The organism is Citrobacter sp. C348, assembly GCF_047467975.1.
Classification (GTDB): Bacteria; Pseudomonadota; Gammaproteobacteria; order Enterobacterales; family Enterobacteriaceae; genus Citrobacter; species Citrobacter gillenii.
On the sequence record NZ_JASJUJ010000002.1, the window covers coordinates 177,120 to 191,462 of the forward strand.

15 protein-coding genes are annotated in these 14,343 nt (G+C 54.4%); 12 read left to right on the forward strand and 3 right to left on the reverse strand.

Translation table 11 applies throughout. The features are described from left to right. Positions 1–23: 23 nt before the first annotated feature. Entirely contained in the window at positions 24–1,505 is a 1,482-nt protein-coding gene (gene dtpD / locus QNN86_RS04795) for a dipeptide permease DtpD (RefSeq protein ID WP_182270168.1), read from the reverse strand. Between the two features lie 288 nt (positions 1,506–1,793). On the opposite strand from dtpD, the gene ybgI reads away from it, so the two are divergent. The 9 genes from ybgI (at position 1,794) to QNN86_RS04840 (ending at position 8,604) form a co-directional block, all read left to right on the forward strand. Continuing rightward, positions 1,794–2,537: a radiation resistance protein YbgI gene (gene ybgI / locus QNN86_RS04800; RefSeq protein ID WP_096759449.1), complete on the forward strand. Its 744-nt coding sequence runs from the start codon at positions 1,794–1,796 to the stop codon at positions 2,535–2,537. Between the two features lie 29 nt (positions 2,538–2,566). Next, complete coding sequence (pxpB, locus tag QNN86_RS04805; protein WP_414210706.1) at positions 2,567–3,223, forward strand: 5-oxoprolinase subunit PxpB; 657 nt, start codon at positions 2,567–2,569, stop codon at positions 3,221–3,223. Then, the gene (gene pxpC, locus QNN86_RS04810) at positions 3,217–4,149 is read left to right on the forward strand and encodes a 5-oxoprolinase subunit PxpC (protein ID WP_182270167.1); all 933 of its coding nucleotides are present in this window, start codon (positions 3,217–3,219) and stop codon (positions 4,147–4,149) included. The genes pxpB and pxpC overlap by 7 nt, the downstream gene beginning before the upstream one ends. Next, entirely contained in the window at positions 4,139–4,873 is a 735-nt protein-coding gene (pxpA, locus tag QNN86_RS04815; RefSeq protein ID WP_182270166.1) for a 5-oxoprolinase subunit PxpA, read from the forward strand. Before pxpC ends, pxpA begins: the two co-directional genes overlap by 11 nt. Positions 4,874–4,926: 53 nt before the next feature. Further along, positions 4,927–5,649, forward strand: coding sequence for a DUF969 domain-containing protein (locus QNN86_RS04820; protein WP_279277114.1), 723 nt, complete (start codon positions 4,927–4,929; stop codon positions 5,647–5,649). Continuing rightward, on the forward strand, positions 5,646–6,641 hold the full coding sequence (locus QNN86_RS04825; protein WP_096757849.1) for a DUF979 domain-containing protein: 996 nt from the start codon (positions 5,646–5,648) through the stop codon (positions 6,639–6,641). The genes QNN86_RS04820 and QNN86_RS04825 overlap by 4 nt, the downstream gene beginning before the upstream one ends. Before the next feature lie 9 nt (positions 6,642–6,650). After that, entirely contained in the window at positions 6,651–7,295 is a 645-nt protein-coding gene (gene pcp, locus QNN86_RS04830; RefSeq protein WP_279277113.1) for a pyroglutamyl-peptidase I, read from the forward strand. 14 nt (positions 7,296–7,309) lie between these two features. Then, entirely contained in the window at positions 7,310–8,101 is a 792-nt protein-coding gene (gene nei / locus QNN86_RS04835) for an endonuclease VIII (protein WP_279277112.1), read from the forward strand. A gap of 86 nt (positions 8,102–8,187) precedes the next feature. Next, entirely contained in the window at positions 8,188–8,604 is a 417-nt protein-coding gene (locus QNN86_RS04840; protein WP_279277111.1) for a hypothetical protein, read from the forward strand. A gap of 9 nt (positions 8,605–8,613) precedes the next feature. Here QNN86_RS04840 and QNN86_RS04845 read toward each other — a convergent pair whose 3' ends face one another. Together QNN86_RS04845 and QNN86_RS04850 are read right to left on the reverse strand one after the other, a co-directional pair. Next, complete coding sequence (locus QNN86_RS04845) at positions 8,614–9,663, reverse strand: AbrB family transcriptional regulator (RefSeq protein WP_279277110.1); 1,050 nt, start codon at positions 9,661–9,663, stop codon at positions 8,614–8,616. A gap of 175 nt (positions 9,664–9,838) precedes the next feature. Then, positions 9,839–11,122 carry a citrate synthase gene (locus QNN86_RS04850; protein ID WP_115259051.1) on the reverse strand — a complete coding sequence of 428 codons (1,284 nt, stop codon included), beginning with the start codon at positions 11,120–11,122 and terminating at the stop codon, positions 9,839–9,841. A 695-nt stretch (positions 11,123–11,817) separates the two neighbouring features. Between QNN86_RS04850 and sdhC the strand changes: the two genes are divergently transcribed. Genes sdhC through sdhA form a run of 3 tightly spaced genes read left to right on the forward strand, consistent with a single transcriptional unit; the run spans position 11,818 to position 14,329 of the window. Continuing rightward, the gene (sdhC, locus tag QNN86_RS04855) at positions 11,818–12,222 is read left to right on the forward strand and encodes a succinate dehydrogenase cytochrome b556 subunit (protein WP_170975189.1); all 405 of its coding nucleotides are present in this window, start codon (positions 11,818–11,820) and stop codon (positions 12,220–12,222) included. Beyond that, the gene (gene sdhD, locus QNN86_RS04860; RefSeq protein WP_115259050.1) at positions 12,216–12,563 is read left to right on the forward strand and encodes a succinate dehydrogenase membrane anchor subunit; all 348 of its coding nucleotides are present in this window, start codon (positions 12,216–12,218) and stop codon (positions 12,561–12,563) included. The genes sdhC and sdhD overlap by 7 nt, the downstream gene beginning before the upstream one ends. Further along, a complete protein-coding gene (gene sdhA / locus QNN86_RS04865; RefSeq protein ID WP_181618928.1) occupies positions 12,563–14,329 on the forward strand; it encodes a succinate dehydrogenase flavoprotein subunit in 1,767 nt (588 codons plus the stop codon). The genes sdhD and sdhA overlap by 1 nt, the downstream gene beginning before the upstream one ends. Positions 14,330–14,343: the final 14 nt, after the last annotated feature.

The following is a 14,343-nucleotide window of genomic DNA, read 5'->3' on the forward strand; positions in this document are numbered from 1 at the left end:
ATGACATCATCGGGCCTGTTAACTCAGGACTCTAGCGCCAGCGCGCGTTTTTTAAATTTAAGTGACTGGTACAGCCAAATCAGCAGCACCAGCGCCACGCAGGCCAACGCACCCCAGGTAATTTCGCTAAAGACGTCAATATACGCGTTGATGGAATAGTTGATGGCCCCGGAGGCATCAAACGCGCCTTGTGACGTCTGGTCGGCAATCACCCCCGCCAGATAGTTGGCAATAGCGCCGGACAGCAGCATATAGATTCCGGTTAACACGCCGGTGACGCCAGGGATCTCAATGCGCGTAATCTGCGACATGGCGACCGGGTCGATAAACAGTTCGGCAAATCCCATTACCGCCAGCCCCAACACCATCAGCGGCATCGAGGAGTGGCCGTAAGCGGCGGACCAGCGGGCGCTTAAGGTCAGAATACAGAATCCGGCGCTCATCAACCCTAGGCCGAGGGCAAATTTTCCCCAGATGCGCACGGTACGATTACCACTGACGCTTTCTTTGACTACCCAGGCCAGCACGATGCCGCACAGCATCACGGCAAAGGCGTTAACCGACTGGAACATGGCGGTAGGAATGGAATATCCCAGAATATCGCGATTCACAAAGCGGTCGATATACAGGCTGATGGAGCTGCCGCCCTGCTGCGCAAAGGCCCAGAACAGCAGGCTGAAGAACGTCAGCGTGACGATAAGTCCCAGTTCCTTGCGCTGCTTTTGCGTTTGCGCCTGACGGTAAATTTTGACCAGAACGGCCAGACCAATGACGGTGGCGACGATCAGCGCATACACGGACCACTCTTTCCAGAATAGAACGGTAATCAGTAGCGGGGCGGCGACCAGCAGCACTAACAGCCAGGCCCAGTTTGGCAGAACAAACGTTCTGGCACACAAGACCGCTTTGTTGACGCCGGTAGTGTGGGCGAAATGCCGGTTTCCGCACAAGAAAATCACCAGTCCTGCCAGCATACCAATTGCGGCCAGCGCGAAGCCCATCGCCCAGCTGTATTCTTCCTGCACATAGCCACAGGCAATGGGAGCGATAATCGAACCGATATTTCCGGCGGCGTAGAGCAGTGAGAACCCGCCATCTCGGCGCGGATCGTCGGTGTGATACAGCTCACCCAGCAGGCAGCTAATGTTGGATTTAAACAGACCGTAGCCGCAGACAATGATCGCCAAAGATAAATATAGGAACGCTGGCGCTATTTCACTGGCACCCAGTACCAGGTGCCCAACCGCCATTAACAATGCGCCAATCATCACCGCCATACGGTTACCAAGGACCTTATCCGCCAGGTATCCGCCAAGAATAGGCGTGACATACACCAGCGAACAGTAAGCGCTGAACAACGCATACGCATGAGTATCGTTGTACTTGAGTTGGTTGGTGAGATACAGGATCAGCAGGGCGCGCATGCCGTAAAAACTGAAGTATTCCCAAATTTGCAGCGCGACGACGTAATAAATTGCGCGTGGCTGAGATGCGTGTTTATTCATTCTATTCTCGAAGTAAATGCCTCACGCCAGGATGAACGTACTGCGTGAGCGTGTTTCCTTGAAGTTATAACTTTGATACAGATCTGATTATTTTTGCAATATGCTGTCTGATTGCATAAATATACATGAATAAAATCACGTAGTGGTAAGCAATTTACGTTCAAACGGCGAGTGAGTGTTTCTTGATGTGTCAGTGAAATGGTTATCGACGAATGGAGGCGGGGACGCTATTTTACATAAGCAGTATTGCTGATTGGACAGGCAGAAATTATGACAACGAGGGCGATGATGAAAAACACCGAGCTGGAACAACTGATCAACGACAAACTGAACAGCGCCGCGATTAGCGACTATGCGCCGAATGGTTTGCAGGTTGAGGGCAAAGAGACGGTGCATAAAATCGTGACCGGCGTGACAGCAAGCCAGGCCTTGCTGGATGAGGCTGTGCGCCTGGGCGCTGATGCGGTCATCGTTCATCACGGTTACTTCTGGAAAGGCGAATCTCCGGTAATTCGTGGCATGAAGCGCCATCGTCTGAAAACGCTGCTGGAAAATGACATCAACCTGTATGGCTGGCACCTGCCGTTGGATGCTCACCCGGAGCTGGGTAACAACGCACAGCTGGCGGCGCTGTTGGGCATTACCGTGATGGGTGAAATCGAGCCGTTGGTACCGTGGGGTGAACTTGCCATGCCGGTGCCGGGGCTGGAATTTGCCTCGTGGATTGAGGCGCGTTTAGGACGTAAACCATTGTGGTGTGGCGATAGCGGGCCGGAAAAAATTCAGCGCGTTGCCTGGTGCACCGGGGGAGGGCAGAGCTTCATTGATAGCGCGGCCCGTTTTGGTGTTGATGCATTTATTACCGGCGAAGTCTCAGAGCAAACTATTCACTCAGCCCGTGAGCAGGGGCTGCATTTCTATGCCGCCGGACACCATGCCACCGAACGCGGCGGTATCCGGGCGTTAAGTGAATGGCTGAATGAAAATACCGAGCTGGATGTATCGTTTATCGATATTCCTAACCCCGCCTAATGAATCAGGTTGTAAAAAGAGGGACGAAAGTGCAGCGAGCGCGTTGTTATCTGTTAGGTGAAACTGCGGTGGTTCTGGAACTGGAACCCCCCATTACGCTGGCGACCCAGAAACGCATTTGGGGTTTGGCTCAGCGCCTGGTTGATGCCCCGAATGTGCTTGAAGTGATCCCGGGTATGAACAATATCACGGTGACGCTGCGTAATCCGCAAACCCTGGCGCTGGATGCCATTGAACGGCTGCAACGCTGGTGGGAGGAGAGTGAAGCACTGGAGCCGGAGTCGCGCTTTATTGAAATTCCGGTGACCTACGGCGGAAAGCAGGGACCGGATCTGGCCGATGTCGCACAACACAGTGGATTAAGCGAAAAGCAGGTCGTTGAATTGCATGCTTCTGTTGACTATGTGGTCTGGTTTTTAGGCTTTCAGCCAGGGTTCCCCTATCTCGGGAGCTTACCGGAACAACTGCATACCCCGCGACGTGCGGAACCGCGTCTGATTGTTCCAGCAGGTTCGGTCGGTATCGGCGGTTCACAAACCGGTATCTACCCGCTCACCACGCCGGGAGGATGGCAGTTGATAGGGCATACCGCCATTAAGTTGTTTGATCCCCGCCGGGATGAACCCATCCTGTTACGACCAGGAGATACCGTGCGCTTTGTACCGCAGAAGGAGGGAGTATGTTAACTATCATTCGTGCCGGTATGTACACCTCCGTCCAGGACGGCGGTCGTCATGGTTTTCGCCAGTCAGGAATCAGCCACTGTGGGGCGCTGGATAAGCCCGCATTGAACGTTGCCAACCTGCTGGTGGGCAACGATGCAAATGCCGCCGCGCTGGAGATAACGCTCGGTCAGTTGGTGGTGGAGTTTGACGCAGATAGCTGGTTTGCCTTGACCGGCGCGGGGTGTGATGCGCATTTAGACGGTAACCCGGTGTGGAGCGGATGGCGACTGCCGGTGAAAGCAGGACAACGTCTGACGCTAAAACGTCCGCAACATGGCATGCGCAGTTATCTGGCAGTGGCGGGCGGCATTGATGTCCCCAATGTAATGGGCTCAAGCAGTACCGACCTGAAAGTCGGCATCGGCGGTCTGGAAGGGCGTCTGTTACGCGACGGCGACAGGCTGGCGGTGGGCGTTTCCACTCGACGGTTCAGCGGACCGCAGGGGGTAAAACAGCTGATGTGGGGCAACCGCATTCGTGCGTTGCCCGGACCTGAGTATCATGAGTTTGATGAAGCTTCGCAGGCGTCATTCTGGCGTTCACCGTGGCAGCTCAGCCCGCAGAGTAACCGCATGGGGTATCGCCTGCAGGGACAGCCGTTAACGCGCACTACCGATCGTGAACTGTTGTCACATGGTCTGCTTCCCGGCGTGGTGCAGGTGCCGCATAACGGCCAGCCGATCGTGCTGATGAACGACGCCCAGACCACGGGCGGTTATCCGCGTATCGCCTGTATTATTGAGGCGGATATGTACCATCTGGCACAAATTCCCCTCGGCCAGCCAATTCATTTTGTTCAGTGCTCGCTGGAGGAAGCGCTAAAGGCGCGTCACGACCAGCAGCGTTATCTGGAACAATTAACATGGCGACTTAACGATGAAAATTGATCTGAATGCAGACCTCGGTGAAGGCTGCGCAAATGACGCCGCGCTGCTGCAACTGGTGTCTTCTGCCAACATTGCCTGCGGATTTCACGCCGGCGATGCGCAAACCATGCTGGCAAGCGTGCGTGAGGCGCTAAAAAACGGCGTGGCAGTGGGGGCGCACCCAAGTTTCCCGGATCGGGAAAACTTCGGCCGTAGCGCCATGACCCTGCCCGTCGACACGGTTTACGCCCAGACGCTGTATCAAATCGGTGCGCTGGCGGCGATAACCCGGGCGGAAGGTGGCGTGATGCGCCACGTCAAACCGCACGGCATGTTGTACAACCAGGCCGCCAGGGATCCACAGTTGGCGGATGCCATCGCCAGGGCGGTGCATGCCTGCGATCCGTCGCTGGTGCTGGTGGGGCTGGCGGGTAGCGAACTGATTCGGGCCGGCGAGCATTATGGTCTGCAGACGCGTCAGGAGGTGTTTGCCGATCGCGGCTATCAGGCGGATGGCAGTCTGGTTCCGCGTAGTCAGCCGGGGGCGCTGATTGAAGACGAAGAGCAGGCGTTGGCGCAAACCTTACAAATGGTGCAGTCCGGGAGAGTAAAAAGCCAAACCGGAGAATGGGCCAACGTCACGGCACAGACGGTCTGTATTCATGGTGATGGTGAGCACGCACTCGCTTTTGCCCGCCGTTTGCGCAGCGCGTTTAATGCATGCAATATTGAAATTATCGCATAATATTTTTTATACAAAACAATAATATACAACACAACAACATAAGGGATTTAATTATGGGAGAGGCTATTTCTCTCTGGCCATTGACGGGGATCGCCGTCATCGTGGTCGGATTTCTTTTACGTTTTAACCCGGTATTGGTGGTTATCATTGCCGGGATCGTCACCGGGTTGGCGGCGCATATGCCGATCGCCACTATCCTCGAAAAACTGGGTGAAGGTTTTCTCAACACCCGCAACCTGCCGTTTATCTTATTGATTCCACTGGCGGTCATCGGCCTGCTGGAGCGCCATGGCCTGAAAGAACGCGCCCAGGCGTGGATCGCGAAAATCCGTAGCGCCACCAGCGGCCGTTTGCTGATTGTCTATCTGTTTATTCGTGAAGCGACCGCCGCGCTGGGATTAACCAGTCTGGGTGGCCATCCGCAAATGGTGCGTCCGCTACTGGCGCCGATGGCAGAAGGGGCCGCTGAGAAAAATCACGGTGAACTGCCAGGCTCTGTACGCTATCGCCTGCGCGCGATGTCGGCGGCGACCGATAACGTTGGGCTGTTTTTCGGCGAAGATATCTTTGTGGCCTTCGGGGCAATCATCTTCATGCACAACTTTATGCTGGAGTCCGGCGGGATCCAGACCGAGCCGCTGCACATTGCCTTGTGGGGGATCCCAACGGCGATTTGTGCCTTCCTGATCCACGGCGCGCGCTTGTGGCGGCTGGATAACTATCTGCAACGAGAAGTCGCGAAAGCGAATGCCGCAGCGAAAGGAGAAGCGAAATGAATTTTCAGCAAAGCTATCTCTACTGGCTGGCGGGTGCGGTCTTGTTGATTGTGGCCGTGATGTCCTGGCAGGACAAAGCGAACCCCCGGCGTTTAACCACCGGTCTGTTCTGGGGCGTGTACGGTCTACTGTTTTTGCTGGGTGACTGGACCTATTCACTGTTTGGCGATAAACGTACGGTGCATATCGCGGTGGGTATCGCGGTGGTCGTACTGGCGCTAATCGCCGGTTTTGGCGGCGTGAAGCTCGGCAGCTACCATCAACGTACACAACAACAGCGTGAAGAAAGCGCCAGTCGACTGGGCAACCGGCTGTTTTTCCCGGCGCTGGCGATCCCGGTGGTCACTGTTGTCGGCGTGCTGATGTTCAATCATATTCCGGGTTTACAGAATGCGCTGTTTGGACCGGGGAATCACGCCACGCTGGTGACGCTGTTTTCAATGACCGCCGGTTCGCTGATTGGTCTGGCAATGGCGGTTAAAATGACCCATGAGCGGGCACATCAGCCGATTCAGGAAGCGCGTCGTCTGCTGGACTCCATCGGCTGGGCGTTCATTCTGCCGCAAATTCTTGCCACGCTCGGACTGCTGTTTACGGCGGCGGGCGTCGGCAGCGGCATTTCGTATCTGACGCAGGAATATCTGGCGGTGGACAGCCGCTTTATTGCTGTGGCGGTGTATACCATCGGTATGGCGTTGCTGACCATGATTATGGGTAACGCGTTTGCCGCCTTCCCGATTGTGACCGCCGGGATTGGGATTCCAATCCTCGTCTTGCAGCACGGCGGCAATCCGGCGGTGATGGCGGCAATTGGCATGTTCTCGGGTTATTGCGGCACGTTGATGACGCCAATGGCGGCAAACTTTAACATCGTGCCGGCGGCGCTGCTGGAGCTGCCGGATAAAAACGCGGTGATTAAAGCGCAGGTGCCGACCGGCATCCTGCTGTTGCTGGTGAACGTGTTCCTGATGTATTTCCTGATGTTCCTGTAAGGAGGAAGGATGAAAACGGTATTAATCACCGGATTTGAACCCTTTGGTGGCGAGTCAGTTAACCCTTCCTGGGAAGTGGTCTCGGGGCTCGACAATGCTATCATCGCGGGATGCCGCGTCGTGGCGCGCCAGCTGCCGTGCGTATTTGGTGAATCTCTGGCAGTGCTCAATAGTGCGATTGACGCGCTGTCACCGTCGCTGGTGCTGGCGGTTGGTCAGGCCGGAGGTCGTACGGACATCACCGTAGAGCGCGTTGCTATCAACGTGGACGATGCGCGTATTGCGGATAACCGTGGCCAGCAACCGGTAGATGAACCGATTGTGGCCGATGGCCCGGCGGCGTGGTTCAGCACACTGCCGATCAAAGCCATGGTGACGGCCATGCGCAGCGCCGGTATTCCGGCCTCGGTTTCGCAAACCGCAGGTACCTTCGTTTGTAACCACGTGATGTATGGCCTGCTGCACAAACTACGCGACACACCGGCAGTGAAGGGCGGGTTTATTCATATCCCGTATCTGCCACAGCAGGCCGCACAGCATCCTGGTGCGCCAAGTATGGCGAGTGATACGGTGCGTCGTGCGCTGGAAATCGCCATCGTCACGGCGTTACAGGTGGAGCGCGATATCGCCGTGACGGGCGGTGCAACACATTAACAAAGGACAGTATTATGCCTGAAGGCCCGGAGATCCGCCGCGCGGCGGATACCCTGGAGGCGGCAGTCAAAGGCAAACCGTTGACGGATGTCTGGTTTGCCTTTGAGCAGTTAAAACCGTATCAATCTCAACTGATTGGGCAGCGTATTACCCAGCTCGAAACGCGGGGTAAAGCCTTACTCACCCATTTTTCCAATGGTCTGACGTTATATAGCCATAATCAACTGTACGGCGTCTGGCGGGTAGTGGACACGGGGAATATCCCGGAGACTACCCGGGTGCTGCGCGTCAGGCTGCAAACCGCCGATAAAACTATCCTGCTCTATAGCGCGTCGGATATCGAAATGCTGACGCCAGAACAGCTCACCACTCACCCCTTTCTGCAGCGAGTGGGGCCGGACGTCCTGGATCTGCGTTTAACGGTTGATGAGGTTAAGGCACGTCTGCTGTCACCGCGCTTTCGCAACCGGCAGTTTTCTGGCCTGCTGCTGGATCAGGCGTTTCTTGCCGGATTGGGTAACTATCTGCGGGTCGAAATTCTCTGGCAGGTTGGGCTGACGGGGCAACATAAAGCGTCGCAGCTGAGCGATCAACAGCTTAATATGCTGGCACAGGCGCTGCTCGATATTCCGCGTTTATCCTATAACACTCGTGGACTGGCTGATGAGAATAAGCATCACGGGGCGCTGTTTCGCTTTAAAGTCTTTCACCGCGACGGTGAAGCCTGCGAGCGATGCGGCGGGATTATTGAAAAAACGATGCTGTCGTCAAGACCATTTTACTGGTGTCCGGGTTGTCAGAAATAACATAACATGACGCGGTCCCGGTGATGCAGAGGGATATGTCGAATAAGATCACCTGAATCTCTCAAGGTGATGAGCAGGAGTGGAATATGGATGTTAATCGTTTTTTTTGTAACGCCTTACTTATCGCAACAGCCGGTTTCTTTGCCGCGTCGGCCAGTGCTGCTGAATCGGTAGCCCCTCAATGTGAGTCCGGGCCGCGGGATATGGATTATATTTATGAACACGGAGCCCAGACTCGTTGTTTTTATCCGGCCATGACGCTGGAAGAAACGTATCAGGCACTGAGAAAAGCACGGTCGGACCGTCAAAACCTGACACCCACGTTGACCCCAGGTAAGGATCGTAAAATAGAAAATCTTGGGGATACGGATCTCGTGGAATATGTCTGGAAAGGCAAAAACAATCTGCATATTACGCAGAATTTTCCGGGTGGTATGACCGAGTTTATGTTTACCGTGGATAAATCCGGAACGACCGTGACGGAGATTGGGCACCCGGATTAACGCCCCGCGTTAAGACGGCGGTTTTCTCAGCGCATGTGCCGAGATAAAGCGGGCGATGGCCGGCCCGGTGAGCAAAATGCTGAACAGTCGCAGGGTTTGCATCGCCATGATCAGCGCCATATCGGCGTGGCTACCTGCGGCAATTACCGCGACGGAGTCCACTCCGCCTGGGCTGGTCGCCAGATAGGCAGTGAGAAAATCTATCTGCATGTAATGCGCCAGTCCCCAGGCCATAGCGGCGCAAATCGCCATCAGTGAAAAAATGGACAACAGGATCTGCGGCAACGGGCGCAGCGCCATAAAAAAGATCTGCTTGTCAAAACCGAGACCAATTTGCCAACCGATGGCCATATAGGCTATCGCCAGCAGCCATTCCGGCAGTTCAATCACCATCACGCCGCCTGCGTTCAGCAGCGCGCCAGCCAGCATCGGCAGCAGCATCACGCCTGAAGGTATACGCAGTAAGCGTCCGGCAGTACCAGCCACCACGGCCAGCAACAGGGTGCTGAACAAATTGCTGCTCAGCGGCGGAAACCAGACCATTTGCTCGCTGACCGCTTGCGCCCGATCGCCCATTACCAGTCGGGTGACCAGTGCCGCAGCGCCAACCACCAATAGCACGCGCAGATACTGCATAAACGCCACCAGACGGATATCGGCGCCATATTCCTGGGCCATCGCAACCATTGCCGCCGCACCGCCGGGTGAAGATCCCCACGCGCCGGTATTGCCCGGCAGCTTACTGTAGCGAACCAACAGCCAGCCTATTGCGGTGCTGGAGATAAGGGTCGCCAGCAGGATGGCAATCACCACCGGCCAGTGTGCCGCCAGCGTTGTAAAAATGGAGCCGGTGAGGTTTTGCGCAATCATGCAGCCGAGAATGGCCTGAGCGGCAAGAAAGGTACAGCGGGGAGGGTGCAGGGAGATCCCGCGCATACTAAAAATGATACCGACGATCATCGAACCGAGCAGCAATGGGCCCGGGAGATGGATAAACAGCAAGAGCAGGGAAAGAAGTAATGACTGCACAAACAATGCGGCCCACTGCAAAACAGGCATCCCATGCTCCTGAGTATCATTAAGTAACACTCAGTAAATCATAGAGAAAGCAGGATGAAAACAACGGGAGTCAAGAAAGAGAAAGAATGTGCCGGGCATAGCAAGATGTGGATTAAATCCGGCCTACGGAAAAAAAGCGTAGGCCGGATAATCGATAGTGCTGTCAGGCAGAGAATTAACGCTTAATATCAGCTTTAAAATCGCGTTTGTCGTAGCCGGTGTACAGCTGACGAGGACGGGCGATTTTCATGCCGTCGGTGTGCATTTCGTTCCAGTGAGCAATCCAGCCAACGGTACGCGCCATGGCAAAGATTACGGTGAACATGGAAGACGGAATGCCCATCGCTTTCAGAATGATACCGGAGTAGAAGTCGACGTTCGGGTACAGTTTCTTCTCGATGAAGTACGGGTCGTTCAGCGCGATGTGCTCAAGCTCCATCGCCACTTCCAGCAGATCATCTTTAGTGCCCAGTTCTTTCAGCACTTCATGGCAGGTTTCACGCATCACGGTAGCGCGCGGGTCATAGTTTTTGTAAACACGGTGACCAAAGCCCATCAGGCGGAAAGAGTCATTTTTGTCTTTCGCGCGGCGCACAAATTCAGGAATGTGTTTAACTGAGCTGATTTCTTCCAGCATCTTCAGTGCGGCTTCGTTTGCGCCGCCGTGTGCCGGTCCCCACAGGGAAGCAATACCGGCAGCGATACAGGCAAACGGGTTAGCGCCAGAAGAGCCCGCGGTACGTACGGTAGAGGTTGAGGCGTTCTGTTCGTGGTCGGCGTGCAGGATCAGAATACGGTCCATTGCGCGTTCCAGGATCGGATTCACTTCATATTTTTCGCACGGCGTGGAGAACATCATGTTCAGGAAGTTACCGGCGTAAGACAGGTCATTGCGCGGGTAAACAAACGGCTGGCCGATGGAGTATTTGTAGCACATCGCGGCCATAGTCGGCATTTTGGACAGCAGACGGAAGGCGGCAATTTCACGGTGACGCGGATTATTCACATCCAGCGAATCGTGGTAGAACGCAGCCAGCGCCCCGGTGACACCGCACATCACGGCCATCGGGTGGGAGTCGCGGCGGAAACCGTGGAACAGACGGGTGATCTGCTCGTGGATCATGGTATGGCGAGTGACCGTGGTTTTGAACTCGTCGTACTCTTCCTGCGTCGGTTTTTCACCGTACAGCAGGATATAACACACTTCCAGATAGTTGGACTCGGTCGCCAACTGGTCAATCGGGAAGCCGCGATGCAGCAAAATACCTTCGTCACCGTCGATGAACGTAATTTTGGATTCGCAGGATGCGGTAGAGGTGAAACCTGGGTCAAAAGTAAACATGCCTTTTGAGCCAAGACTACGAATATCAATAACGTCCTGACCGAGCGTGCCTTTTAGCACATCCAGTTCGATAGCAGTATCACCGTTTAGAGTGAGTTTTGCTTTAGTATCAGCCATTTACGGTCTCCTTAGCGCCTTATTGCTTAAGACTGCAGAAGTCAGACTTGCTTTCGATACATCAATCAACCGTTACCACTTTGTTATTCGGCTCGCCGCTCTGCGAAAGAGGAGAAAACCAGGGTACAGAGCAATGGGCGCTTGCAGGTAAATCAGTTAACTCATGGTGAATTAGTAACAAATCAACAACTTAGCAATCCGAATTATTAAACCTGTCTACACTAATAACTGTCCTGAATTCATTGGTCAACCTTTCCACACTGTTACATAACTTACTCATCGGTGAAAGAGTGACCCCATAACTTTTACGCATTATATGCTTTTTCTGGTGTTGTTTGTAACAAGTTTGTTTAATGATTGTCAAATCAGATGATTAAAAATTAAAATAATGTTGTTATCGTGACCTATGTCACTGTTCGGGATAAAACCAGACAAACTATATGTAGGTTAATTGTAATGATTTTGTGAACGTCCTATACTGCCGCCAGGTCTCCGGAATACCCTGCAATCCCGAGCCAACCAGCGTTGTAACGTGTCGTTTTAGCAACTGGAAGCAGTGTTTTATATGACGCGTAGTTATAGTAAGGACGCTGTCTGACCCGCACGCAGACCGGAGGAAGGAAACCCCGTCGTCTTTCAGGCGCAGGAGTCTTCATCTTCTGTACCCGAAGTCCAAAGGGAATAATAAGAACAGCATGTGGGCGTTATTCATGATAAGAAATGTGAAAAAACAAAGACCTGTCAATCTGGATCTGCAAACGATTCGGTTCCCAATCACGGCGATAGCGTCCATTCTCCATCGCGTATCTGGAGTGATCACCTTCGTGGCGGTCGGGATACTGCTGTGGTTATTGGGTACCAGCCTTTCCTCCCCTGAAGGTTTCCTCGCGGCATCTTCCATTATGAATAACGTCTTTGTGGAGTTAATTCTGTGGGGAATTCTGATCGCGCTGGCCTACCACGCCGTCATGGGCATTCGCCATCTGTTGATGGATTTTGGCTACATCGAAGAAACCCTCGAAGCAGGGACGCGTTCCGCCAAAATTTCTTTTGTAATCATTGTCGTGCTTTCACTTCTCGCAGGAGTCCTCGTATGGTAAGCAACGCCTCCGCATTAGGACGCAACGGCGTACATGACTTCATTCTGGTCCGTGCTACCGCTATCGTTCTGACGTTATACATCATCTATATGGTCGGCTTCTTCGCCACCAGTGGCACGCTGACCTGGGAAATCTGGACCGGTTTCTTCTCATCGGCATTCACCAAAGTCTTCACCCTGCTGGCACTGTTTTCTATCTTGATTCATGCCTGGATTGGCATGTGGCAGGTGTTGACCGACTACGTTAAACCACTGGCCGTGCGCCTGATTCTGCAACTGGCAATTGTCGTTGCACTGGTGGTTTACGTCATTTATGGATTCGTTGTGGTGTGGGGTGTGTAATGAAACTGCCAGTCAGAGAATTTGATGCTGTTGTGATTGGTGCCGGTGGCGCAGGTATGCGCGCGGCGCTGCAAATTTCCCAGAGCGGCCAGACCTGTGCGCTGCTCTCCAAAGTGTTCCCGACCCGTTCCCATACCGTGTCTGCACAGGGTGGCATCACCGTGGCGCTCGGTAATACCCATGAAGATAACTGGGAATGGCACATGTACGACACCGTCAAAGGGTCGGACTATATCGGTGACCAGGACGCGATTGAATATATGTGTAAGACCGGTCCGGAAGCGATTCTGGAGCTGGACCATATGGGCCTGCCGTTCTCGCGTCTCGACGATGGCACCATCTATCAACGTCCGTTTGGTGGCCAGTCGAAAAACTTCGGCGGCGAGCAGGCGGCACGTACCGCAGCGGCCGCTGACCGTACTGGTCATGCGCTGTTGCACACGCTGTATCAGCAGAACCTGAAAAACCACACCACTATTTTCTCTGAGTGGTACGCGCTGGATCTGGTGAAAAACGCCGATGGCGCAGTGGTCGGGTGTACCGCGCTGTGTATCGAAACCGGTGAAGTGGTTTACTTCAAAGCCCGTGCCACCGTGCTGGCGACCGGTGGTGCTGGCCGTATTTACCAGTCCACCACTAACGCGCACATCAACACCGGTGACGGTGTAGGTATGGCAATCCGTGCCGGTGTACCGGTGCAGGATATGGAAATGTGGCAGTTCCACCCAACCGGTATCGCCGGGGCAGGGGTTCTGGTCACCGAAGGCTGCCGTGGTGAAGGCGGTTACCTGCTGAACAAACACGGTGAGCGCTTTATGGAGCGTTATGCGCCGAATGCGAAAGACCTGGCGGGTCGTGACGTGGTGGCGCGTTCCATCATGATCGAAATCCGCGAAGGTCGTGGCTGTGACGGTCCATGGGGCCCACACGCCAAGCTGAAACTCGACCATCTGGGTAAAGAGGTTCTCGAGTCCCGTCTGCCGGGCATCCTTGAACTCTCCCGTACCTTTGCCCACGTTGACCCGGTGAAAGAACCTATTCCGGTTATCCCAACTTGCCACTACATGATGGGCGGCGTGCCGACCAAGGTAACCGGTCAGGCGCTGACCGTGAACGAGCAGGGCGAAGACGTGGTGATCCCTGGGCTGTTTGCGGTGGGCGAAATCGCCTGCGTATCGGTCCACGGCGCTAACCGTCTGGGCGGCAACTCGCTGCTGGATCTGGTGGTGTTCGGTCGTGCGGTGGGTCTGCATCTGCAGGAATCTATTGCCGAGCAGGGCGACCTTCGCGATGCCACAGAAGATGAGATTGATGCTTCTCTGGAACGATTGAACCGCTGGAACGGTAACCGTGACGGCGAAGATCCGGTGGTCATCCGCAAAGCGCTGCAGGAATGTATGCAGCATAACTTCTCGGTATTCCGTGAAGGTGACGCGATGGCGAAAGGTCTGGAAGAGCTGAAAGCGATTCGCGAGCGTCTGAAAAACGCCCGTCTGGATGATACCTCCAGCGAATTCAACACCCAGCGCGTTGAGTGTCTGGAGTTGGATAACCTGATGGAAACTGCTTACGCCACGGCGGTGTCTGCAAACTTCCGTACTGAAAGCCGTGGCGCACATAGTCGCTTCGACTTCCCGGAACGTGACGATGAAAACTGGCTGTGCCATTCCCTGTACCTGCCAGAATCGGAATCCATGACACGACGTCAGGTCAACATGGAACCGAAACTGCGCCCGGCATTCCCGCCGAAGATTCGTACTTATTAATGCGGAGACAGGAC